Source organism: Roseivirga spongicola, from assembly GCF_034376045.1.
In the GTDB taxonomy this organism is placed as follows: domain Bacteria; phylum Bacteroidota; class Bacteroidia; order Cytophagales; family Cyclobacteriaceae; genus Roseivirga; species Roseivirga spongicola.
Map to the genome: position 1 here is coordinate 3,963,616 of NZ_CP139724.1, position 22,884 is coordinate 3,986,499.

General features: G+C 41.1%; 20 protein-coding genes and 1 pseudogene. 14 read left to right on the forward strand and 7 right to left on the reverse strand.

Features of this window, described 5'->3' with window-relative positions; translation table 11 throughout:
- Window positions 1–34 precede the first annotated feature (34 nt).
- From T7867_RS17415 to mnmE, 6 genes are all read left to right on the forward strand, one after another.
- Window positions 35–694 (forward strand): metal-dependent transcriptional regulator, encoded by a 660-nt coding sequence (locus T7867_RS17415; protein WP_068221555.1) that lies wholly within the window; start codon window positions 35–37, stop codon window positions 692–694.
- A complete protein-coding gene (locus tag T7867_RS17420) occupies window positions 694–1,605 on the forward strand; it encodes a metal ABC transporter solute-binding protein, Zn/Mn family (RefSeq protein ID WP_068221553.1) in 912 nt (303 codons plus the stop codon). Before T7867_RS17415 ends, T7867_RS17420 begins: the two co-directional genes overlap by 1 nt.
- Before the next feature lie 56 nt (window positions 1,606–1,661).
- Entirely contained in the window at window positions 1,662–2,453 is a 792-nt protein-coding gene (locus T7867_RS17425) for a metal ABC transporter ATP-binding protein (RefSeq protein WP_068221551.1), read from the forward strand.
- 1 nt (window position 2,454) lies between these two features.
- Window positions 2,455–3,741 carry a metal ABC transporter permease gene (locus T7867_RS17430; RefSeq protein WP_068221549.1) on the forward strand — a complete coding sequence of 429 codons (1,287 nt, stop codon included), beginning with the start codon at window positions 2,455–2,457 and terminating at the stop codon, window positions 3,739–3,741.
- A gap of 101 nt (window positions 3,742–3,842) precedes the next feature.
- Window positions 3,843–4,748, forward strand: a complete 906-nt coding sequence (locus tag T7867_RS17435) for a metal ABC transporter permease (protein ID WP_068221547.1) — start codon at window positions 3,843–3,845, stop codon at window positions 4,746–4,748.
- Between the two features lie 477 nt (window positions 4,749–5,225).
- Window positions 5,226–6,608 carry a tRNA uridine-5-carboxymethylaminomethyl(34) synthesis GTPase MnmE gene (mnmE, locus tag T7867_RS17440; RefSeq protein ID WP_068221545.1) on the forward strand — a complete coding sequence of 461 codons (1,383 nt, stop codon included), beginning with the start codon at window positions 5,226–5,228 and terminating at the stop codon, window positions 6,606–6,608.
- A gap of 382 nt (window positions 6,609–6,990) precedes the next feature.
- Here mnmE and T7867_RS17445 read toward each other — a convergent pair whose 3' ends face one another.
- Window positions 6,991–7,341 (reverse strand): helix-turn-helix domain-containing protein, encoded by a 351-nt coding sequence (locus tag T7867_RS17445; protein WP_322299608.1) that lies wholly within the window; start codon window positions 7,339–7,341, stop codon window positions 6,991–6,993.
- Window positions 7,342–7,904: 563 nt separating this feature from the next.
- Between T7867_RS17445 and T7867_RS17450 the strand changes: the two genes are divergently transcribed.
- From T7867_RS17450 to T7867_RS17465, 4 genes are all read left to right on the forward strand, one after another.
- The gene (locus T7867_RS17450) at window positions 7,905–8,180 is read left to right on the forward strand and encodes a hypothetical protein (protein ID WP_322299609.1); all 276 of its coding nucleotides are present in this window, start codon (window positions 7,905–7,907) and stop codon (window positions 8,178–8,180) included.
- 218 nt (window positions 8,181–8,398) lie between these two features.
- Window positions 8,399–8,980 carry a leucine-rich repeat domain-containing protein gene (locus T7867_RS17455; protein WP_322299610.1) on the forward strand — a complete coding sequence of 194 codons (582 nt, stop codon included), beginning with the start codon at window positions 8,399–8,401 and terminating at the stop codon, window positions 8,978–8,980.
- Window positions 8,981–9,290: 310 nt separating this feature from the next.
- Window positions 9,291–11,246 (forward strand): LruC domain-containing protein, encoded by a 1,956-nt coding sequence (locus tag T7867_RS17460; RefSeq protein WP_322299611.1) that lies wholly within the window; start codon window positions 9,291–9,293, stop codon window positions 11,244–11,246.
- Window positions 11,247–11,388: 142 nt separating this feature from the next.
- On the forward strand, window positions 11,389–12,084 hold the full coding sequence (locus tag T7867_RS17465) for a DsbA family oxidoreductase (RefSeq protein WP_322299612.1): 696 nt from the start codon (window positions 11,389–11,391) through the stop codon (window positions 12,082–12,084).
- Between the two features lie 129 nt (window positions 12,085–12,213).
- On the opposite strand, the gene T7867_RS17470 is transcribed toward T7867_RS17465, so the two are convergent.
- Window positions 12,214–13,236, reverse strand: coding sequence for a hypothetical protein (locus T7867_RS17470; RefSeq protein ID WP_273512950.1), 1,023 nt, complete (start codon window positions 13,234–13,236; stop codon window positions 12,214–12,216).
- Window positions 13,205–13,810 (reverse strand): nicotinamide riboside transporter PnuC, encoded by a 606-nt coding sequence (pnuC, locus tag T7867_RS17475; protein WP_068221523.1) that lies wholly within the window; start codon window positions 13,808–13,810, stop codon window positions 13,205–13,207. The genes T7867_RS17470 and pnuC overlap by 32 nt, the downstream gene beginning before the upstream one ends.
- A 293-nt stretch (window positions 13,811–14,103) precedes the next feature.
- Between pnuC and map the strand changes: the two are divergent.
- The 4 genes and pseudogenes from map (at window position 14,104) to T7867_RS17495 (ending at window position 16,984) form a co-directional block, all read left to right on the forward strand.
- Window positions 14,104–14,868: pseudogene (gene map / locus T7867_RS17480) on the forward strand (type I methionyl aminopeptidase).
- Between the two features lie 64 nt (window positions 14,869–14,932).
- Complete coding sequence (locus tag T7867_RS17485) at window positions 14,933–15,616, forward strand: hypothetical protein (RefSeq protein ID WP_068221521.1); 684 nt, start codon at window positions 14,933–14,935, stop codon at window positions 15,614–15,616.
- 180 nt (window positions 15,617–15,796) lie between these two features.
- Window positions 15,797–16,132, forward strand: coding sequence for a hypothetical protein (locus T7867_RS17490; protein ID WP_068221519.1), 336 nt, complete (start codon window positions 15,797–15,799; stop codon window positions 16,130–16,132).
- Between the two features lie 69 nt (window positions 16,133–16,201).
- Window positions 16,202–16,984 carry an oxygenase MpaB family protein gene (locus T7867_RS17495; RefSeq protein ID WP_068224076.1) on the forward strand — a complete coding sequence of 261 codons (783 nt, stop codon included), beginning with the start codon at window positions 16,202–16,204 and terminating at the stop codon, window positions 16,982–16,984.
- An 864-nt stretch (window positions 16,985–17,848) separates the two neighbouring features.
- On the opposite strand, the gene T7867_RS17500 is transcribed toward T7867_RS17495, so the two are convergent.
- From T7867_RS17500 to T7867_RS17515, 4 genes are all read right to left on the reverse strand, one after another.
- On the reverse strand, window positions 17,849–18,502 hold the full coding sequence (locus T7867_RS17500; RefSeq protein WP_068221517.1) for a response regulator: 654 nt from the start codon (window positions 18,500–18,502) through the stop codon (window positions 17,849–17,851).
- A 392-nt stretch (window positions 18,503–18,894) separates the two neighbouring features.
- Window positions 18,895–20,850 (reverse strand): tetratricopeptide repeat-containing sensor histidine kinase, encoded by a 1,956-nt coding sequence (locus tag T7867_RS17505; protein WP_068221515.1) that lies wholly within the window; start codon window positions 20,848–20,850, stop codon window positions 18,895–18,897.
- A 30-nt stretch (window positions 20,851–20,880) separates the two neighbouring features.
- The gene (locus tag T7867_RS17510; protein WP_068221513.1) at window positions 20,881–21,528 is read right to left on the reverse strand and encodes a hypothetical protein; all 648 of its coding nucleotides are present in this window, start codon (window positions 21,526–21,528) and stop codon (window positions 20,881–20,883) included.
- A 6-nt stretch (window positions 21,529–21,534) separates the two neighbouring features.
- Window positions 21,535–22,506 carry a hypothetical protein gene (locus tag T7867_RS17515; protein WP_068221511.1) on the reverse strand — a complete coding sequence of 324 codons (972 nt, stop codon included), beginning with the start codon at window positions 22,504–22,506 and terminating at the stop codon, window positions 21,535–21,537.
- Window positions 22,507–22,884: the final 378 nt, after the last annotated feature.

A 22,884-nucleotide genomic window follows, 5' to 3' on the forward strand; every position in this document is an offset into this window, starting at 1 on the left:
CTAAAAAGTATATTTAAGGCGAAATTCATAGCAAGTGTATAGTCTATCTGAAGAAAACTACCTTAAAGCCATTTACCATCTTTCCAATCATGGGCAAGACAGTGTAAATACCAATGCCATAGCAGAAGAAATGAAAACTGCACCCGCTTCGGTCAGTGATATGATAAGAAAGCTATCAAAAAAGAAACTAGTTGATTATCAGAAATATAGAGGAGTAAACATCTCTACTAAAGGGAAAGACATTGCTCTAAAAGTAATTAGGAAACATAGGCTTTGGGAAGTATTTCTGGTAGAAAAACTGAATTTCCATTGGGATGAGGTACACGAGATTGCCGAACAGCTTGAGCATATTCAATCTCCAGTGCTTATTAGTAAACTAGATGAGTTTTTAGATTTTCCGAAGCACGACCCACATGGCGACCCAATTCCTGATGATGATGGCAACTTTGCTACGGTTAAGAAGGAACCTCTGTCTGAAATTGAGGAAGGAAAGAGTTGTAAAGTGGTTGCTGTAAACGACTCAAACTCTGCATTCCTAAAGTACCTAGACAAAGTTGGCATCTCAATAGGTACTAGCATTCATATTAATGAGCGCATTGAATTCGATGGCAGTATGGAAATCACGCTCAATAAAGAAAAGAGCCTAACCATTTCTCAAATAGCCGCTCAAAACTTACTTGTGACAACAGCATAATGAAGAAATACTTAATCATATTATTAGTGGCATTTGCCCTATGGTCTTGCGGTACTACCAACCAAGAAAACTCTGGTAAACTGAATATTGTGGCAACAACTGGCATGGTAGCCGATGTAGCCAAGAATGTGGGCAAAGACTCCGTAAATGTAACGGCATTAATGGGGCCAGGTGTAGACCCACATCTTTACAAAGCTACTCAGGGAGATTTGGGCAAGCTACAAGCAGCAGACATCATCTTATATAATGGGCTTCATTTAGAAGGTAAAATGGGTGAAGTTTTTGAAAAACTAGAACGTATAAAAACGGTAGTCCCAATAGCTAGAAGCATTAATGAAGCCATGCTTCTTGACGACCCTGTGTACCAAGGCACTTTCGATCCACATATCTGGTTCGATGTAAGCTTGTGGATGCAAACGGTAGTAGAAGTAACAAACACTTTAATTGAGGCTAGACCAGAATTGGCAGACTACTTTAAAGCCAATGCGGATGCCTACAGAGCAGAACTAGCAGATTTGCACGAATGGGTAATTAATGAAATGCAGAGCATCCCTCCCTCTAAACGAATTATGATCACTGCTCACGATGCTTTTAGCTACTTCGGAAGGGCTTATGGCATTGAAGTAAAAGGTTTGCAAGGCATATCTACCCTCTCAGAATTCGGATTAAAAGACCGGGTAGACCTGATCAACTTTATAGTAGACAAGCAAATTAAAGCGGTGTTTGTAGAAACATCCGTTTCAGAGAAAAACATCAAAGCCATTGTAGAAGGCTGTGCTCAAAAAGGGCACACGGTAGAGATTGGCGGAAACCTCTTTTCTGATGCAATGGGTGCAGCAGGTACAGCCGAAGGAAACTATGTAGGCATGGTAAAATCTAACGTTCGAACCATAGTTGAAGCGCTTAAATAGTGATCAGAAAGCAGGATAACTGTTTTATGTTTTCTGATAACGAATAACTGAAATACATGAGAATAGAAGCGAAAGAACCAGTTGTTGAATTTCACGACCTCACGGTTTCTTACCACAAGAAACCAGTGTTGTGGAATATTGATATGACTTTGCCAAAAGGTGCCTTGGTGGGCATTATTGGACCGAATGGTGCAGGAAAATCTACACTCATAAAATCTGCCATGGGCTTGTTGCCCTTAGCCTCTGGCTATGTAAAGATTTTTGATGAAGCCTTAGACGATGTTCGGCACAAAGTGAGCTATGTACCACAGCGAGAAAGCGTAGATTGGGACTTCCCTACTTCTGTGCTAGATGTGGTGCTAATGGGCAGATATGCCAAACTTGGCTTGCTATCTCGCCCAAGAAAGGCCGATAAAGAAATGGCGCTCAACTGTTTGGCAAAGGTAGGCATGGAAGCTTACGTAAATCGCCAAATTTCTCAGCTTTCGGGTGGGCAGCAACAGCGCGTTTTCTTAGCAAGGGCTTTAGCTCAAGAAGCTGAGCTTTACTTTATGGATGAACCTTTTGCCGGAGTAGATGCCGCTACTGAAGCCGCTATTTTGGCTATTATGCAGGAAATGACGGCACAAGGAAAAACAGTGATTGTAGTTCATCACGACCTTCAATCTGCTGCTGAATTCTTCGACTGGATTGTTTTGCTCAACATGCGATTGGTAGCTTCAGGCCCAATAAACAAGGTATTCACCAATGATATGCTACAAGAAACGTATGGTGGTAAGCTTACAGTATTAGCCGAAGTAGGCGAATTGGTTAGAAAAAGACAGATACCAAGTAGGGAGAAATACTAAAATGGAAACCTTAAGAGAGTTCTTTTCTTTTAGCGATCCCAGCATTATAGCTGTTACAGTTGGAGCTGTGCTGTTAAGCGCCTCATCTGCCGTAGTAGGTACGTTCACTTTTCTCAAAAAGAAAGCATTGGTTGGTGATGCGGTAGCTCACTCCGTTCTCCCAGGAATTTGTCTAGCCTTTATTCTTACTGGCACTAAAAATCCGCTTTGGCTTATCATTGGAGCCTTCATAACGGGCTGGATCTCTTTAGTCATCATCGATAATGTAACCCTAAAGACAAAAATCAAAGAAGATACGGCCATTGCGCTTATATTGTCGGTTTTCTTCGGAATTGGCATTCTGCTACTCACCAACATTCAGCATTCAGGTAACGCTGCCCAAACAGGTTTAGACTCCTTTCTTTTCGGAAAGGCTGCTGCTTTGGTAGGTAAAGACCTCATAGTTTTTGGCATGGTGGCTGTAATACTTTTAGCTACCGTGGCCCTCTTTTTCAAGGAACTTAAGCTAATCGCTTTCGACCCAAATTACGCAAAAGCGCTTGGCGTACCTGTCAAAGCAATGGATTTACTCCTGACCTCACTTACGGTTTTGGCCGTGGTCACTGGTATTCAGGCAGTAGGTGTTGTTTTAATGGCGGCCATGCTCATTACGCCAGCTGCTGCAGCTCGTTTTTGGACAAACGATGTGCGCGTAATGACATTCCTAGCCGCCATAATGAGTGGCTTTTCGGGGCTTTCAGGTGCCTTTGTAAGCTATGCAGCACCAGCCATGCCTACTGGCCCTTGGATTGTAATGATCATTTCAGCCATTGCTCTTACCTCTTTCTTCATCGCCCCAACCCGAGGTATTATTTCGAGAAGTATTCAACAGAGGAAATTACAGCGCATGATAATGGATGAGAACCTACTAAAAGAACTCTACCATTTGGGTGAAAAGGATGAAGATCCTTACAAGGCCAGAAGTTTAGATGAAATTATAGAGGAAAGATTCTTCCCTAAAGACAGACTGAAAAGCGCATTGAGAAGACTTAAACGAGAGGGTTATTTAGCCAAGCAAAACGGAGACTGGAAGTACACTGAAGCAGGTAAACTGAAAGGACAGAGAGTAGTAAAACTGCACAGGCTGTGGGAGCTTTATCTATCTAAATACATGAAAATTGACCCAGACCATGTGCATGAAGATGCTGAAACAATAGAGCACATTATTACACCTGAGTTAGAAAAAAGATTAGAAAAAATGCTGGAATACCCAGAAATGGATCCACATGAGGAGAGAATACCTTATTGAGATGTTTGATTTTAGATTTTGGAGTTTTGATTGTTCAACTTTTGGAAACCTTCAATCGATCGTCCTCAAATCTAAAATCGTAAATCATAAATCGTAAATCGATGGATGCCTTTTACATCATATTGACTGCCAGTTTATTCGCCATATCATGTGGCTTGCTCGGCTGTTTTTTGGTTCTCAGAAAAATGGCCATGGTGGGCGATGCTATTTCACATGCAGTGCTACCTGGTATTGTCATAGCGTTTTTACTTACAGGAACTCGCGACTCTTTTGAAATGATAATTGGTGCTGCCCTAATTGGTATTTTCAGCACTTTTCTAATTGAGTTCTTCCACAACAAAGCAGGACTTCAAACCGATGCAGCTATAGGTGTTACCTTTACCTGGCTTTTCGCTTTAGGGGTAATACTCATCTCGGTTTTTGCTGGGCAAGTAGACCTAGATCAGGAATGTGTACTGTATGGTGAAATTGCCTATGTTCCCATAGACCTATGGATTGGAGACGATGGTACAATTTTCGGCCCAAGAGCCCTCTATGTTGCAGCCATGACGCTAATCGTGAATATTGCTTTTATCCGCATTGGCTTTAAACAACTCCACCTTACAACTTTTGATCCTGCGTTTGCTGCTACTATTGGTATTTCGGTATCTCTGTGGAATTATCTTTTAATGGGAGCAGTATCTATGACCACTGTGGCCGCTTTCGACTCAGTAGGCGCCATCTTGGTAGTAGCTCTATTAGTAGGGCCAGCAGCCATTGCTTACCTGCTTACCGATCGATTCCAGACTATGATGATGATTACTGTTTTTGTTGCGATCATTAGCAGTACTCTTGGCTATTATTTGGCTGTGCTAGTAGACGGCTCAATCGCTGGTGCTATAGTTACCATCATCGGAATTCTCTTCGGAATAACCTTCCTTTTTTCGCCAAGCAATGGTGTACTGATGAAAAAAAGACTACAACGAAAAGAAGCCCAAAGACTCAAAGCAGAAGCACCTCTCTCATAGTAGCGAAAGCTATTTTGATACCCTTTTCTGCCCATGAGAAAGGTTTATTGATATCATTGAGGGAAGCTACTAATGGTTAGTCGTTAACCATTGCTCGTTATTACCCCTCACCTACTCCTTTTCCCATCCTGAACCTTGCCGAAGGATCTACCAGACAAATTCTTTAAGACTTAATCCTTAATCGAACCAAAGAACCTCTCTTTCTAGCACTAGCACAGCAAACTAGAAAACTAAGGACAGGCGAAGAAAATTGTTAAACGCTCTTCGTTATTCAACCCTCACCGACTCTTTTTCCCATCCTGAGCCCAGCCGAAGGATCTGCCAGACAAATTCTTTAAGACTTAATCCTTATTCGAACCAAAGAACCTCCACCCTAGTACTGCACTATTCGTAAATCACGCATTAACTGGTAACAAAACCACTCCATTTAGAACTGAACAATCGACATCTATCCAACCGAAAGCCTATCTTTGCGCCATGCAAAATCTCCTGCAAAATGATGACACCATAATCGCTCTAGCCACCCCACAAGGAGTTGGCGCTATAGGCGTAATTCGTTTGAGTGGAAAAGAAGCTATCAGCATCACAAATAAGGTTTTCAAAGGAAAAGACCTCAGCAAGCAGGAGTCGCATACAATTCATTTCGGAACGATTCGTGACGAAGACAACCGCATCTTAGATGAAGTATTAATCTCCCTTTTCATTGCTCCAAAGTCTTTTACAAAAGAGAACGTAGTAGAAATCTCCTGCCACGGATCGAACTTCATCATCAAGCAGATTATTCAACTCTTGATCAGAAAAGGAGCACGACCTGCCAAACCCGGTGAGTTTACCAAGCGCGCCTTTATGAATGGTCAGTTCGATTTGGCTCAAGCAGAAGCCGTAGCCGACTTAATCAATGCAGATACTGAAGCCGCCCATAATGCAGCCCTGAACCAGATGCGTGGCGGTTTCTCTGGAGAAATTAAAAGGCTTCGCGAAGAATTAATCCATTTCGCCTCTATGATTGAGCTAGAGCTCGACTTTGGCGAAGAAGATGTAGAATTCGCTAGCCGAGACGACCTGAAAGAATTGGTCAACAAGTTACAAGTGGTAGTAAATGCGCTAATCCAAAGCTTTGACTTAGGTAACGTAATCAAAAACGGAGTACCGACAGTGATTGCTGGAAAACCCAATGCCGGCAAATCTACCCTACTCAATGCCTTGCTTAACGAGGAAAAAGCAATTGTCTCCGATATAGCCGGCACCACTCGCGACTTTATCGAGGACGAAATAGTGATTGGAGGAGTTGCCTTCCGATTTATCGATACTGCTGGTCTGCGAGAAACTACCGATGCGATTGAGAAAATTGGTGTGGAGCGTACCCAAGCCAAAATGAAAACCGCTTCCATGATCATCTATCTCTTTGACCTATCTCAGGTAGATATTGTGGAAATGAATAAGGAAATCAATGTATTGGAAAATACAGGAGTGCCTTTCCTAAAAGTCGGTAACAAACTGGATAAGGTAGATGATGCTTTGGTTGAAAAACTTCAGCACCAGCATCCTGACATGCTTTTCCTGACAGCCAAAGAGCCAGAACATGTTGAAGAACTTAAAAACAGAATCCTCGAACTCGTAAACCTCAACAAGTTCAAACGAGGCGATACAGTGGTGACCAACATCCGTCATTACGACTCCCTCCTCCAGACCAAAAACGCTCTAATGAACGTAATCGAAGGCATAGACAACCAAGTCACCAATGACTTTGTCGCTATGGACATCCGCCAAGCCCTGCACTACCTCGGTGAGATCACAGGCGAAATCACAACAGACGATTTACTAGCAAATATTTTCTCGAAATTCTGTATCGGAAAGTAACTCTATATAATTAGCCCTTCTCGAAAAAAGCTTCTAATAACTGCTTATCCTCCAACCTTTTTTTAATGGTTTCTGCATTCGCGTTGGCTTGTATAGTGGCGGTAGCTTTTCGCAATTCAGCAAGTCTTGTAGGGGCAATATTCACATAAAAGTATGGGCTAACTTAGTGATTTGTATGAAGCGGTCAACATCGGATCGATACCCTATTTAATGCTCACAATATTATTGAACTAATTGTTTAAACAGCAGGAAAAGTAGACTGTAATGCGCTGATCTTTTGATTGTCAACTCCAGCGGCTTGAGCAAATTTAGGCCAATCGTGTATTCTCGTTCCAACTGACTGCTCCCACTAATTCGCCCCACAAGTACACCTCTGCTACATCTACCACCCTAAATCTTCATTATCTCCCGATGATCTTTTAGCACTAGCCCTCTGCCTCGACTTCTTTTTGAGCTTAGCATAGGCTAAAGGACTCACTTCTTCCCTCACCTCAAAGGCGTCCATCACATGAAGAACATTTAAAACTCGCATCACTTGAATCAGTGTCGACAACTTTACCCCTTCTCCTCTTTCCAACAAACTCAAGGTAGATCGACTAATTCCAGCTGCTTCAGCAGTCTCGTCTTGCGACATATTCTGACGGATACGATGATGTTTTACAAAAGCACCGATGGTTTCAGCCAATGCTGCATCAGTCATTTGAGCCCAGTTTATGTATGGTTTATCAGTCATTAGCGTAATATTAAACCATTAATGAATGGTTTACCGTTCATTAACAGGAATCAAAGATACTCATTTTGAATGATTTATCATTCATTAAACAACTAATCGCTACTTATTGAATGATTTATCAGTCGTGAGTACCTTCCCCTTACAACAGCACGAATGAAGAATAACACTATTAAGGTATAGTTAAGGCAATTAGTCACACCGTCAAAGCCCCCTCTTACCAAGAACGATTCGCCCATCAGCTTCTAACTAATGATATAAAACTGAGGCAATAAATTTGGTGGGTTTTGAAGCTTCTAATATTGATGTCAGCGATAATTTTCAAGCAAAAGATCATATTACTTAAATGAAAGTAAGTGATGAATTTCTACGGAATTTCCTGAGTGAACTTCTCACCTGTTATGTCAACCCAAAACCTGACTAAAAGTATAGCCTTCTTTACAAACCTTCAATACCCGTGAAATAAAGACCACGCTTTACTATAAATCAAGAAATCTAGGCAACCTCAAAAATAGCATACCGTAATACAGGGTCGGTCATAACTCATTAAACTCAAAAATCAACAAATGCTTAAATCTACCCTTGTCACTAGGGCTGGTCAATTTTTGTCCATTGTCTTACTCTTTACTGCTTGTAGCAACGACTCAAACGACCCTCAACCCGATCCAATTCCTGACCCAGATCCAGACTTTGGAACAGCCATAGAAATCCCAGACGTAAACTTCGAACGCGCTTTATTAGCTCAAGGAATAGATACTGATGGTGAACTTAACCATCAAATTTGGGAGCAAGATGCCTTAGCGGCTATTGAGATGAATTTGTTTTTTTACAGGTTCAGATAACCAAAACAAAATAGCCGACCTAACCAGGAATAGAGGCTTTTAAGAATGTAGAACATCTCATTGTTGGAGATCATGCACTTCAAACTGTTTCTCTTGCTGAAAACACGGCACTAAAGAATCTGTATTTATCTTTTAATCAAATCACTGAAATTGATCTAAGCAAGAATGTTTCCCTGACTCATTTATTCATTAATAGAAACGATCTTACAACTCTTGATTTGTCTCATAATACGGATCTTCAGTATTTACATGTAGTAGCAAACAACTTAACATCGTTAGACCTTAGCCATAACCCCAATCTTATCGAAGTATTGGCTACAGCAAATTTGCTTACCTCCGTAACTGGACTCGAGCACACAAGCAAATTGACAAAACTCTATTTGGGCTTTAATGAACTTAAAGAATTCAGCATTCATCAGCCATCGCTCATGGGTTTGAATATTGAAAACAATCTCTTAACCGAACTCGATGTAGATAATTGCTCCAACATGGAATACTTACTCGCTACAAATAATCAATTGACTGAGTTGAACATTAGCACTAATAAAGCACTCAAACATTTAAAAGTGAGCTATAACAAGTTGCAAGAAATTGACATGAGCCACAGTAAAAAATTAGAGGAGCTTTGGATTTCTGGTAACAACTTAAGCCAACTCGATGTCTCTGAATTACCGCTTCTTTATGATTTAAGGGTACTAAAGAATTCCCTCCTCACTTGCATAAGTATTGCAACCGATCAAGTAATTCCAACTTTACAATTGGGGTCTCACCAAGGATTAAGCACTGAGGGTTGTGGCTAACTGAAGTTTCACAAAACGAATGTATCTTCTAATAAACTCTTGAGGGTGTCTCATAAAGTCATCCTCTTTTTATTCTGGATGAATTGTTCTGAATAACTCTCCATTCACCCTGAATTCAGTTTAAGGTTGAACACTGGTTCTTGACTTTAAACCTCAAACTAAAGCTCACCTCGTACCTTAATGAATATAGCAACCAGACTACCAAACCATTAATCGATAAAAAGCGCTAGTCATCGAAGAATAGAAGCAGCTAGTCGAAACTACCACAAAATCAGCGTCTAGCTTTTCATTTTTGAAGAAATCTTGCAAAATGAAGAAGCTATTTCCACTTATTATTCTCCTGCTAGTGGCCTCGTGTATAGAAGAGCCACAGTTCGAAGACACTACCAATGAGACTTCACTAGAAGACATTTCTTTCGAAGGCTTTAATTTCGAAACTGGAGGTCAGGTTAAACTGGCTATTACTGACTACACTCAGGGAACAGCTAAATACAAGGTTTCATACATGAGCGATGGTGAGGTAAATACAATTGGGTCATTCTTTAAAAAAGGAAGTGGTCTTAGTACCGATTTATTTCTTCCTACTTCTGTTGAAGAGCTTCTACTCATCAAATCAGATGCAAAAGGTGCTGAAAGCTATATTGTTAAGGTTTCAGGCAGTTCTGCTAACCTTACAATTAATGAAACCTCTTCGGGCTCAGTGGCTAATGAAGGCTGTATAGATCATCTCTATGCCGTAAACAATAATGGTGACTTCTTCACAATAGATGTTTCAAATAGCGATTTTACCCCAACTTCTTTAGGCCAATTGCAAGGTGGCGGATCTATTGCTAACGCCTTAGATCAAGAGAATGGCATTATGTACTACAACGTAAACAAAAATCTATACGCTTACGACATTGCTTCCGGTACTTACACTATAAAACATACCAACAACCCATTTAATGGCAATTATCCTAGACTAGAATACAAGGATGGCTACTTCTACATGAGTAACAAGAATGTGATGCACAAGGTAGAAGTTGAATCAAATAATGTGGTTGCAAGTTATACCATCAGCGGTTTTATCAACAATGATGGTGGTGGCGACTTGGCTTTCGATTCTGCCGGAGAACTTTACTTAGCCTGCTTTTCTGGCCTGTACAAATTCTCTGCAATCAACGACCAAAATGGAACTGCGGAGGTTGTAAGAATCAGTGCCGAAAACTTTCCGTTTCAGCTTACTTCAATGGCCATAGATCGCCAAGACAGAATATTTGTAGGAACGAATGACGCACAATCTAACCTCATTCAAATATCTAAAGAAGATGGTGCCTACAGCATTGTAAAAACTTTCGATAAAAAGATAAATGACCTTACTGCATGGAAATGTGAAGCTTCGAACCTAAGTCAGCAAGACTCAGACAATGATGGAATAATAGATGAATTAGACGATTACCCGAACGACCCAGAGGCTGCTGCAGATGTATTTACTCCTTCTGAATTAGGGATGGGCTCCTTCGCCTTCGAAGATTTATGGCCGCTCAAAGGTGACTACGATTTTAATGACATGGTAATTGGTTACAGATACACCAACGTATTGAACAGCAACAATGAAAGTGTAAGATTCATAATGAACTTTACGGTAAGAGCAGTTGGAGCTGGAAATCACAGTGGCTTTGGTATTGAATTGGATGTTGATCCGTTACTAGTTAGTTCCGTTACTGGTCATAACACAGGAGGAAATAACACGACCTTAGACGCTAAAGGGCTAGAGGCTAATCAAGACAAATCAGTGATTATTGTTTTTAATGATAGCTTCAACTTTATGCAGCCAGCTGCTGGAGCTAAGTTTATCAATACAGACCCATCAGAAGCTTCTGTAGAACCGTATAACATAGAAGTAGTAGTAGAATTTGTAAGCCCAATAGACCCTAGCCTTATTGGAGATGCACCTTTTAACCCATTCATTTTCTCTAGTCTAGAGAGAGGAAAAGAGCTTCACTTGGCTGGTAAAACACCGACTAACTTAGCCGACCAAAGCTTGTTCGGAACGGGCAGCGATGCTACGGAATTAGGTTCTGGCAAGAGCTATCAAGATGCCAACAACCTGCCTTGGGCCATTCACATCATACACCAATTCAGATATCCGACTGAGAAAACTAGAATTGACAAAGGATACAACAAATTCATAGATTGGGGAGTGAGCCAAGGCAGTCAGTTCAAAGATTGGTATGGCGATAATAATGGATACAGAAACACTAGTAAGCTCTACTTCAACAATTAGATTTATCTTAAAGAAACATATAGAAAACAGGCCTTGAGAAAATTCTTAAGGCCTATTTTCATTTAAAGCCTAGAAATGGGGTGAGAGTATTGAATCAATCTTCCCTCCTTTTGGTTCTAAAAACTGACTTAGAAAAGAGATTATGAAAATAGAGATTTGGAGTGATGTCATGTGTCCGTTTTGCTATATCGGTAAAAGACATTTGGAAGCTGCGTTGGAAGATTTCCCGCAGAAAGATGAGGTAGAAATAGTTTGGAAAAGCTTTCAGCTGAACCCTGACATGCCTGAGAGCAGTGAAGAAAATGTTTACGAATACTTGGCCAAAGCTAAAGGGATAAGCCTTGAGCAGTCTAAGCAAATGCATGAACGAGTTGAAGAAATGGCTGCCAATGCAGGTCTTGACTACAACTTCGATATTGCCAAAGTTGCCAACTCATTTAAAGCACATAGAGTGCTTCAATTGGCCAAAAGAAAAAACCTAGGTGATGAGCTCAAAGAAGCACTTCTAGAAGCCTATTTTATTAAAGGAAAAAACACCAGCGATTTCAACACATTGGTAGAATTGGCCACTTCTGTTGGAATTACCGAGGCTGAAGTTGAGCTCGCCTTAAATGAAGAACAGTTTGCTAGCTACGTAAACCAAGATATTGACGAAGCAAGGCAGATAAGAGTTCAGGGTGTTCCCTTCTTTGTATTCGATAGAAAATATGCAGTATCTGGTGCTCAACCAGTAGAGCATTTTAAAGCCACCTTAGAAAAGGTTCAGGCTGAAAGTAGCTCTTTCATCAATACTTCGCCAGAACAAGGCGATAGCTGTGATGTTGATGGGAATTGTTGATACAGCTGATCTCGTCTTAGGAAGAATTTAAAATTAGCTATCTTAAAACTGGCCTTAGTATCACGCTAAGGCCTAATATTAAAAGATAAAAAGGGTTCTAGGCTCATTTCCCATTTAGTTCTTTATCAATCACAAAACCTTCTCTCCTTTGGTAAATATATGATGCTGCGTTGCAGTAAAATAGTCACGGAAAACCTGGTTTAATATGTGGTCTTCCTTACTTCCCTTAATTCCTACCATAGGATAAAGGTTTATAATTGCCTCGCTGAGTTTTTTCACTGAAGCACTAGCAACTCCATGTACTTCTTTGATCAAGGAACCGGTAAAAGATTTTTGAGAATCTATCAATTCATCTACAGTCTGCACTATTTCCGCTAGCTCTTGATTGGCCGATCTAATGACTGAAGCCAATGAATCAATGCGATCGGTGCTCACTATTTTAGCTGATTCTTCCATAAAATGGTCGGCCATACCAATGTAATTCACCCAAAGTGTTAAATCGGCAAATACTGAAAAATGAATTTTAAAGACTGACTGAGGATGATAAAACTGATTATAAATGAAGCTGAATCGTTCGTGAAGAACTACATCATTCACCTTAAAAGAATGAGTAGCCGAAGCTTTCAGCCCCATGGTTTGCCAATCTTCAATGATGGTCACTTCAGCTGCTGGAATAACGAATGACAGGAATTTTGGTGTTCCATCCTCATTCTTCAACTCTATCCCATTCTCTATAATTTTCGCATTCAAAGTAAAATGAGTGAGATACGGTGCTCCTGTTGCATAGCGCCAAGTACCATTAAGTCGATAATCATCTCCCTCCTTTTCGGCAGTTCCAAACATACCTCCACTTCCACCTAAAATGGCTGAGTGAGCAAAAACTTCTCGGGCAACTTCGGGCTGAAGGTTACCAATGAAGAAATTAGCACCACTACAAAGAGTGACCGTCCAGCCTAAACTACCATCTAGCCTAGCCAAAGCTTGCAGAGTTTTCAAACCATCAGAAAGGGAACACTCCAGTCCGCCAAAAGCTTTTGGCACCCAGATGTTCCATAGGTTTTCTTCCTCTATCCATTGCAACACCTCTTTTCTAAAAACTGCTGCGTCATTCAAATATTCTCTAGGCGGTTGCATAAGTAAGCTCTCTTTCATTCTTCATTAATTTTCGCCATTTCAGATATCCCGATGTACCCATTATAAATAGGAACACAGTCATTCCAGCATATATATAAAGCTCTTTATAAACCATTAGTGGAATGGAAATGATGTTGCTGATATTGAGGTAAATCCAGTTTTCGATTTTACGCTTGGCCATCAGCCACATTCCAGCCCATGCAAAAGCCACTACCACGGCATCCCAAATGGGAACATCGGAATCTGTGTGAAATGTAAGCCAGTAAGACATCAGCAAAAAACAAGCTAGCACAATACCATTGGCTTTTAAAAACTCATTTTTATTGACTGAAGAAATAGGCGTTTCCGTTTTTTGCTTGCCAAATTTCCAATAAACCCAGCCATAAACACTCATGACCAAATAGTACATGTTCAGTAGAATATCAGCATAAAGTGCACTCTGATAGAGTACCCACATACTGATTAAAATGGAGGCAATGCCAAACAGATAGGTATGCACATTATTTTGACGGGCCAGCACTACTTGTACTATGCCAAAGAGAGTTCCCAGCCCTTGAAGCCAGGTAAGTTGTGTTAAAAATTCCTCGATCATTGTTTTTATGTTTCAATGAAATGAGGAGATGAACCAGCCCTTGCAGCACAGCAAAAGCTTTATTTTCCCTACGCCAGCATTATCTGGATCAGGTGCGGAGCCAAACTCCTGGGTATCATCTCAGCCTGCGTAAGCAAGCACCCCATTTTGGGCAAATGTAAGATTCCCCCAACAGGAAGGAAAGGATTCAAAAGATTTAAATTTGAAGAAATACGCACATCATCTCCTCTAGCAAGCTAATCTTCTATCTTTGAATAGAAATAGCTAAAAACTCATCAATCAAAAATACTGATATGTCCATCTCAAAAGAGTCTGAATTAGAAGGAATGAAAAGGGTAAGCGAAGTGGTTGCCACAACGCTAAGGCTAATGAGAGAACATGCAAAAGTGGGCATGTCTACGAAAGAGCTGGACAATTTTGGAGGCTAAATTCTTAAGAGCCATGGTGCCAAATCTGCTCCTTATGAGACTTATGGGTTCCCTGGCTACTCATGTATTAGTGTAAATGAAGAGGCTGCTCACGGTATTCCGTCTGATCAAAAAATCTTGAAAGAAGGCGACCTGGTGAATATTGATGTTTCTGCAGAACTCAATGGCTTTTGGGCAAATAATGGAGGCTCTTTTGTTTTAGGCAAAGACATTCACAATCATCAGCCGTTGGTAGATGCTTCTAGAGATATTCTTCACAAGGCGATCCACAGTATCAAAGGAGGGGTGAAAATCTCTGACATTGGTTATCTGATAGAAACAGAAGCCAAAAAATCGGGCTTTAAGGTAATTAAGAACCTAGCAGGACATGGTGTAGGCAGAAGCCTGCACGAAGCACCAGAAGATATTCTGAATTATAGAGTAAAAACCAATAGAGAACGATTCAGAAAAAACACCACTGTGGCTGTTGAAACCTTTATTTCGACCCAATCAACCGTAGCGGTTCAACTAAATGATGGTTGGACGTTGGTGGGCAACCGAGGTGGTTATGTAACGCAGCACGAGCACACTATTTTGATTACGGAGGGCGAGCCTGTAATCCTCACGCAGTCCAATGGTATTTGGGGCTAATACCGAACCTATGACCAATAGCAAAAAGGTAAGCAATTAAAATTAGGTACAATCAGTAGATACAATGAAAACCTATCTCTTCATCTTTTTATTTATCTCCTCAAATCTTCTGGCCCAGCAAACTAAAGAATGGGTGAATTTGCTCGAAAACCCAGAATTTCCGATGTCCGAAGAACTGAAGCCAGAGAATAAACTATCGGAATACTCACATTTCAGTTTAGAACAGGCCTTAGCACCAAAGTCAGACATTTTGGGATACATCGGTTCTGACTATCGGAGGATTAAAGTCGACATCAAATCCGTTAGTAAAAGTGATAAAATAGCAAACCCTTATTTCATCGAGGGAAACACTACTGTATCCAACAATACTTGTGATTTTGAGGGTACCATCATTATTGAGCAATTCCGAGAATTCATGCATATGGATTATGGTGTGGATAGCATGTATGCGGACGCAGGATACAAGGCTCAGGGAATTGCTATTGGTAAATACCTATTCGCAGAAAATCCAAAACAAAAACATGTCGGAACATTTCAGGGAATAATTACCCTTTGGTGGTATGTAGATAAAGATGGAAGTCTGCATTACTCTGACCTCGGCAAACACTACTCCGATCGCTTCAAGAATAACCAGTACGTTGGAACTTGGACAGAATATGGTAAAACAGAATCCAAAACATGTAATTGGGGTGAGTACCGAATACCATTTTCAGGCGATCTAGATTGGGGTGCAGCGCATTTTCTGTGAATCCTAAGTATTACAACATGGGATGGCAAGACTTTAATAAAAAATAAGACCTGTTTGGAGTTCTTTCCCAAACACCCTCAAAGCCTCATTTTTTTTCAAAACTTATTGTACCTCTCCCCTTGCATTGAATCTGATTTTATTACTTACTTTGCAATTCAAAGTACTTTTAATTAACTCAAGATGACAAACAAAAATACTTCCGTAGCACCTCCTTCTTTAGACACTTTAAAGAAACGTGCGCTCATTGGTGCAGCCATTGGTTTGGTGCTCACCTCTCTTTTCATTTTCTCAGCAGACAATGCAGATCCTGCATGGTCGAAACTCTGGTTTATTAAGCCTTTGGTTCTTACTCCGATTGCAACAGCCATGGGCGGTATTTTCTATTTCTATGTGGAGCAGTTATTCTTCTTTAATGGATGGAAAAAGCCATTGGCCATTATAATCGGTCTAATTGGCTTTGTTGTAAGTCTTTGGCTAGGAATGGTGCTTGGCTTTAACGGAACCTATTGGAATTAAGCGTCTACTTACTTCAAGGCACGATTTGGATATAGTAAATTGGATAAGATAGGAACAGCTCCGGTAAATATGGAAAAGAAAACCTCGGTGTACTTTGCCCACGAAGACTCCATTGTGCGAGAAATATGGGGTAAAAGTGATACAATTCTTCTGATTTTTGCTGGAGCTGCTGCTGAGTTCGCCCTAAGTAAAGCAGTAGACTGGCTATTCTTTACTGGCAAGCTTCCAGCTGATCCAATAGGACGATTGTTTTCCACGGTTACTTACGCGAAGAGAATAGTCTTTTCGAAGGAGAAGGAAGCTTTTCAGGCTATTCACGCCATCAACTCTATTCATGGTAATCTCGAAGATAAGAGAGGCTATAAAATTCCTGAATGGGCTTACCGCGATGTGCTCTTTATGCTGATCGACTATTCCATTCGAGCCTATGAAACCTTGGAGCGGCCTCTTACTTCAGCAGAAAAGCATGAAATCCTGACGGTCTTCAACAAGCTTGGAAAGGGTTTGCAAATACCTAATTCGCCTCAAAGCTTTGCTGATTGGGAAATAGTCAGAGAAGAACACCTCATGGCTAACTTAAAATACAGCGGTTACACCAAAGACCTCTTTATCCAATATCGTAGACAATTAGGAGCTGTTCGCTACCATATGCTTTTAGGCGTTCAAGGCATTGTTGTTCCGAAAAGAGTACATGAACTGATGGGCTTCAAAAAGATGTCTATCTACCCCACCCTGATCTCAGGCTACAAATTGACTAGAGCCATACGCTTAGATGACTTCTTCAAGAATTTGATTCTACCTTCGAAGTATAAGAAGGAGATTAAGGGACTGGATGAAAAATTGGGGAATTAGGTGATTGGGGAATTGGTAAATTGGTTGATTAGTAATTTGTCATTTAGAGGATTGAAGTTTATCAGACAGGAAGAACAGCCTATCTAAGCGTCATTGCGAGGAGCAAAATGAACGAAGTGGAATTTTGAGACGTGGCAATCTGTCCATTCTGGGCAATAGGCCTTCTAATAGAAAGATTGCTTCGGCATGAAACCTATCCATGCTTCATCTCTAAGTTTAAAGGCTGAAGTTTACAGGTTTCATTTCTCGCAATGACGGTGACCGCAAACTCTGAGGTGAATCCCACATCCTCAGAGCCTCCTAAAAGGGACTCTGAGAAAGGTTTGATCAATCATCAAAGTCCTCTGCTAGAGACTCTGATAGTGGTACTATCTCCGTAATCATTTTGCCTCTCTCTTTTTACCTCGATCATAGCGGAGAGGCCTAAGTGGGGAATTGGTTGATTAGGCAATGGTCATTTACGGAATTGGAGTTTATCAAATACCACGAACTGTCTGTTAAGCCATCATTGCGAGAAACAAACTTCGCTTTAGCAGAAGATTGTGCCGAAGCAATCTCACTGTTATGGCCCATCTTGATTTGAACCCACAGATTGCCGCGTCATAAAAGCCTACATGTGTGGCTTTTTCTCCTCGCAATGATGGTGACCGCAAACTTTGTAGTGAATCCCATCACCCTCAGAGTCTCCTGAAAGGGACTCTGAGGAAGTCCTAGAACAATCATCAGAGTCCTCATGAAAGACTCTGATGGTGATAAGTTTCTGTATCCCATTAGACATTAAAAGAGATTGCGGACATTTTCCTTTGAGCTGACCCATATATCAAAGGAAAATTCCGCAATGACGTCCTGACCCAATTCCGACAGTTAAATCAAACTCTGCCTACGGGCTTTTTGAACGGCCTCTAGCTTATTATGTACTTGCAGTTTCTTGTAGATGTTCTCAATGTGTTTGCGCACTGTGCTTGGCGATAGAAACAGGTTATTTGCAATGACGGTATAGCTTAGGCCTTCAGCCAATTGCTCCAGCACTTCCTGCTCACGGGTACTGAGTTCCGTAATATCTTCTTCGATTTTGAATGACTCTTGTTTTTCAGGGAAACGGAGTAATTTGAGGGTTTTCACCGCGATAGATGGACTCATTGCTGCTCCACCTTCTACGGTTTCCAAAATAGCTTTGTGTAGCTTATCCCCTTCTATTTCCTTCAGTAAATAGCCGTCAGCGCCAGCACGAATAGCGTTGAAGATGTTTTCGTCATTATCGAAAACCGTTAGCATTAGCACCTTTATGTGCGGATATTTTTGCTTGACAATATTTACAGTTTCGATACCATCTAACACAGGCATTTCAATATCCATCAATACAATATCAAGGTTATGATTCTTCTCTAGCTTGGCCAGAAACTCACTGCCATTGTGGACGGTGTATTTGATATCCAAATCATCAAAACCAGACAATTTCTCATTGATAGCCCTCGCTAAAAATGTATTGTCATCTACTATCGCCAACCTTGTTTTCATTTTCTTACTCTTTTAAATATTGAGTCTACTTCTCTTAAGTCCCCTTTAGGGCCCCGAAACATCGGGGTTAGGGGTAAATTCTGAACTTTTCCACACCTCTCTCCAGGCATGGTGAAATATCATTAATTATTCAAAAATCCACCCCCTACCCCCGCCAGCGGGGGACAACTAAACCCGATGCAGCAACAGACTGCATTAATATCCTCCTGATCCCGATAGCTATCTGGAGTCCGAAGAATCTCCTAAACTTGTGCTAGGCTAAAGGAGATTGCTACGTCACAAAAGCTTGCTAACGCTGCTTTTCTTCCTCGCAATGACGCCTTCAATTGGCTTTGGTCGAGATTTATCGCCCTAAAACTCCAACACGTCCAAACCTCAACACCTCTCAACATTTAAACCCTCAACTCAACCTTGGTGCCTTCACCGACTGCACTGGATAGATTAAAGTCTATTCCAGCTTTTTCAGCTCGATTCTTCATAATATATAGTCCGTTTCCAGCACCTTGAACTTCAGTATCGAAGCCCTTACCGAAGTCTTGAACTACAATTTCTATCTTCTTATCAATGTCTTTGAAGGACACCAGCACTTCTTTCGTTTCTGAGTGTTTCACCGCATTATTGATACACTCCTGAATGATTCTGAACAGATTCATTCCTACAAAAGCATTCAACACTTTATCGCTTGGCTCACTTTCGGTGCGAACCCGGATGTTGTCATCTGTGGCATCGTGAATGGTGGCTGCGAGCTGCTGCGTTCTCTCCTGAATATCCTCTAAACTGATCTCATCCTTATTCATCGCCCAGATGGTATCGCGGAGTTCTGAGATAGTGACCAAAGTGAACTGCTTCATCTGCATCAACTTTTCCGCAAGGAAAACTTCCCCTTTGTTAATTCCTTTTCTAGTGGTATCCGTGATCGAAGTGATGTATGTCAATTGCGAGCCAATATTATCGTGCAGATCTCTGGCAATTCTGATGCGTTGCTCCTTCAGATTTTCCTGTGCTTTGGCTTCGGTAAGCGCTTTTTCTAGTGCTGTCTCATTCTTGATTCTCTCTGCTTTCAAGCGCTGAACTCTAATCAACGAAATTCCAACAACCACTAATAAAACCACCAAACCTCCTCCTGCAATGAGTAGGTTGTTTCTTCTTTTCAAGGTCAGCTCACTTTCGATGAGCTCATTTCGCTGACGCAGAATTTCATTCTCCTTCTGCTCCGTTTCATACTGCTCTTTCAGCTTCAGAACCTCCTTAGCTTTTTCTGTCATAAATAGACTATCCTGAGCGGCAGTGCTCTTTTGCATATAAGTTAGAGCGTCCTTATAGTTGCGTTGGTTTTCGTAAATCTTAGAAAGTGTGAGTGCTGTTTTCTGTTGAAAAGTAAGAATATCGTCATTCACCGCGCCTTGATATGCTTCAACTCCCAAGCTAGCCGCTTCAGCATAATTCCCTCTTCGGTTTAGTACATCGGCTAGGTGCATTTTAAGGAATATCTCCTCGTATTTATCTCCTCTTTCCTGCTGAAGTGCCAAGGCTTTTTTCAATGCTTCTTCAGCTTCATCTAAATTTCCAAGCCCCTTTTGCGCTACCCCAATATTGGTATAACTATAGCCAGTTACTAGCCTTTGACCTATTTTATTGAACATTTTCAATGATTTTTCGGCATAGACTAAAGCTTCTTCATACCGTTCAAATTCATTATTCAATAGCGCCAAGTTATTCTCAATAGCGGCCAGGTAGAATTCATTGCCTATTTTTTCATACAACGACCTGGCTTTTTTGTTCGCTTCTACCGACAGGTCATATTCTTTGATTACTCTATATTGATTGGCGAGGTTCAAATGCATGGAAGCCATCCCTTGAGTATCTTGAACAATTTCATACCCAGATAATGCCCGAAGGGAATAATGAATGGCGGAATCCATAGCACCGGTTTTTTCATAAACTGCTCCAAGATTGTGCGAGATATAAGTCTCCATTTTTGGCCATTTGGCAGTATCGACTAAGGCCAGAGCAGACTTAAGAGAGGCTTCAGATTTGTCAAAACTCCCCTCCTCAAGGTGGAGAATACCAATATTCATGAGTGTTCTGCTCTGCAGATTTACGTCCTTATATTCCTCAGCCATCTCATTAGCCATTAGGGTGTAATGCCAAGCACTATCTCTATTAATGTATCTATAGCGGTAACCAATTTCACCATAAGCCTTAGCCTTTTCTAAGCCCGTCTTTATGCTCAGCGAATCTTTATAGACCTCAATCTCAATTTGTTGCTGGTTTTGAGCAACCGCATCAACACACCAAACAGATAGCGTAAGCGCAAGAAATAAACGAAGGTGTTTAGCTAAAGGCATCACTAAAAATAGGCAACAAATTGAATTTGACTAGTCATTGAATTTCAAACTATTCCAAATAATTGAAGAACAGCCCTTATTACCAATGTCTTCGAATGAGGATATTGCTGAAGTTTCGTTCGATTGGAAGATGAAAACCACTCCAACTTTCGATTCTGGGTTGGGGCGAATAAGCATGGCCTGAACATGATAGGAACCAACAAATTCTGCCTCGGGGCGATCAATTTTTCCGATAGTTTGAAACATAGGATATTCCTTACCATCGAACTCTTTTTTGCCAAGAAATTCATTGCTCAACTCAAAATTGGCGACATACATTTGACGAAATTGACTGAGTAGATCTTCATTCAACGCATCCATAGTTGCTTCATCAGTGCCTTCCATGGTGTAGTAACCGATGGAGATCATTTCCTTCCTATTTCCAGCTTCATCATGTGAAACAAAAGTGGCATAGTTGTAATTCTTTTGACCTTCGACAGCCGGAGTAAACTCCATTTCAGCAGGATATTCCAATTCGAAGTTAATTTCTGGCAGCCCTGCCATCTGCGCATATTCAGCGTCTATGGTAAGTGTCTTTATTTCGCCACAAGCTTCTAAAGCCTGCTGCCCTTTGCTTTCGCAAGCAAGGAACAGCAGCACAATAGAAACAACTAGATATTTTGGTTGAAGCTTATTCATCTGCGCTTAATTAGCCTTTTTAACTAAGACCTGAATGGCCTCTTTCAAAAAGGCATTTGCTCCCAGCTCTGTGCCTTTTAAATATTTCTCAGGGTTGCACTCAACAGTAGCGTAGTTTTTCTTCTCCTTATTTTCTACTTCCCAAACTCGCAGAACTCCAAAGTCAGTACCCATTTTATCTCTGGCTGCATTCTGCCCCGACTCGAATTTCTGCTTTTCAATAACATCAGTTACTTCAACTCCACCCTTTGGATAAACAGTACCCATACCGAACCAAACCTTGCTGTCTTCGCTTATCTTGAAATTGGTTTCAGCTTTTACCTGAGCAGCTTTAGCATGTCTGTTCAAAGCCTTTGAAAGCTCTCCCTGGCTGTCTTCAAAAATGGTTACCACCAGAGACACACTGTTATAGATAAAGTCTTTTTCCTTGTTGTTTATTTTACCTACCGTTGCACCTACATACATGCCACCATAGTTTTTCGGCACCACAAATTTACCGTTAGTGGCTCTGGTGAAAATGACTCCATATTCTCCACTATCTCCAGGACCATTACCGGGCACCAGCTCCCACCTACCTTCTCTGTCTTTTGAATAAGCCTCATGGTTCCATAGCTCTTCAATTGGAGCTACTTCAAAACCCTGAGCCTTCAACTCGGCAACATAGCTGGTATACAACTCATCGGTTAGTTTTTGAAGCTGATCAGGATCCAAACCATCTAAAACAAGGTCAAGAGTAGCTTTGGCATCTCCCCTCAAACCGCCTCTCCACATTTTTCCGCCTTTTTGTGAATCTTCCAGCTCCATTGCTACCTGATATTTCACATGGAAGTCGGAGATAACTACTCTTTTAGAGAATTTCCTAAAATTCAAGTTTGCCGGCCCCAGTATTTTGGCATTGACCTCTTCTACAGTTTGGGCTACGGATGTAAGTGCAGTAAAAATGGCTAGCAGCGCTGCCAGAAATAGTTTTCTTTTCATGATGGATTTGCTTTGAGTTAATTAAAAATCATAAACAAACTTAGCCCAGTGCCCTACGGCATTCAATAAGGCAATTGACGTAATTGCTTCGAAGAAGCGGTTTAAGAGTTCAAGGTTTATAGTTCAAAGTTGGGGCTACGGCCAAAGCCCACTATAGCACGTCATGCTGACTTTATTTCAGCATCTCCCATGGCCTTGCACTTGACTTGGTTATTAGGAAACTGCGAATTTGGGGAATTTGGCAACTAGTTGATTAGGGAACTGGTGCTCGGTGCTCAGGAAAGGGTTATTAGTGGATTCGTTAATCGATGGGTCAATAAGTATTTGGAAAAGAATTCTGCCTCTACCCCAGCCCTAAAGGGTGAAGGAATAAAGCTT

What these genes read in the sequence shown, in the direction of transcription:
- T7867_RS17460 (WP_322299611.1), top strand. Translation starts at nt 9,291, where the DNA reads ATGAAGAAGCTATTTCCACTTATTATTCTCCTGCTAGTGGCCTCGTGT.
- T7867_RS17465 (WP_322299612.1), top strand. Translation starts at nt 11,389, where the DNA reads ATGAAAATAGAGATTTGGAGTGATGTCATGTGTCCGTTTTGCTATATC.
- T7867_RS17435 (WP_068221547.1), top strand. Translation starts at nt 3,843, where the DNA reads ATGGATGCCTTTTACATCATATTGACTGCCAGTTTATTCGCCATATCA.
- mnmE (WP_068221545.1), top strand. Translation starts at nt 5,226, where the DNA reads ATGCAAAATCTCCTGCAAAATGATGACACCATAATCGCTCTAGCCACC.
- T7867_RS17470 (WP_273512950.1), bottom strand. Translation starts at nt 13,236, where the DNA reads ATGAAAGAGAGCTTACTTATGCAACCGCCTAGAGAATATTTGAATGAC.
- T7867_RS17490 (WP_068221519.1), top strand. Translation starts at nt 15,797, where the DNA reads ATGACAAACAAAAATACTTCCGTAGCACCTCCTTCTTTAGACACTTTA.
- T7867_RS17495 (WP_068224076.1), top strand. Translation starts at nt 16,202, where the DNA reads ATGGAAAAGAAAACCTCGGTGTACTTTGCCCACGAAGACTCCATTGTG.
- T7867_RS17445 (WP_322299608.1), bottom strand. Translation starts at nt 7,341, where the DNA reads ATGACTGATAAACCATACATAAACTGGGCTCAAATGACTGATGCAGCA.
- T7867_RS17515 (WP_068221511.1), bottom strand. Translation starts at nt 22,506, where the DNA reads ATGAAAAGAAAACTATTTCTGGCAGCGCTGCTAGCCATTTTTACTGCA.
- T7867_RS17485 (WP_068221521.1), top strand. Translation starts at nt 14,933, where the DNA reads ATGAAAACCTATCTCTTCATCTTTTTATTTATCTCCTCAAATCTTCTG.
- T7867_RS17510 (WP_068221513.1), bottom strand. Translation starts at nt 21,528, where the DNA reads ATGAATAAGCTTCAACCAAAATATCTAGTTGTTTCTATTGTGCTGCTG.
- T7867_RS17505 (WP_068221515.1), bottom strand. Translation starts at nt 20,850, where the DNA reads ATGCCTTTAGCTAAACACCTTCGTTTATTTCTTGCGCTTACGCTATCT.
- T7867_RS17425 (WP_068221551.1), top strand. Translation starts at nt 1,662, where the DNA reads ATGAGAATAGAAGCGAAAGAACCAGTTGTTGAATTTCACGACCTCACG.
- T7867_RS17420 (WP_068221553.1), top strand. Translation starts at nt 694, where the DNA reads ATGAAGAAATACTTAATCATATTATTAGTGGCATTTGCCCTATGGTCT.
- T7867_RS17450 (WP_322299609.1), top strand. Translation starts at nt 7,905, where the DNA reads ATGCTTAAATCTACCCTTGTCACTAGGGCTGGTCAATTTTTGTCCATT.
- pnuC (WP_068221523.1), bottom strand. Translation starts at nt 13,810, where the DNA reads ATGATCGAGGAATTTTTAACACAACTTACCTGGCTTCAAGGGCTGGGA.
- T7867_RS17430 (WP_068221549.1), top strand. Translation starts at nt 2,455, where the DNA reads ATGGAAACCTTAAGAGAGTTCTTTTCTTTTAGCGATCCCAGCATTATA.
- T7867_RS17500 (WP_068221517.1), bottom strand. Translation starts at nt 18,502, where the DNA reads ATGAAAACAAGGTTGGCGATAGTAGATGACAATACATTTTTAGCGAGG.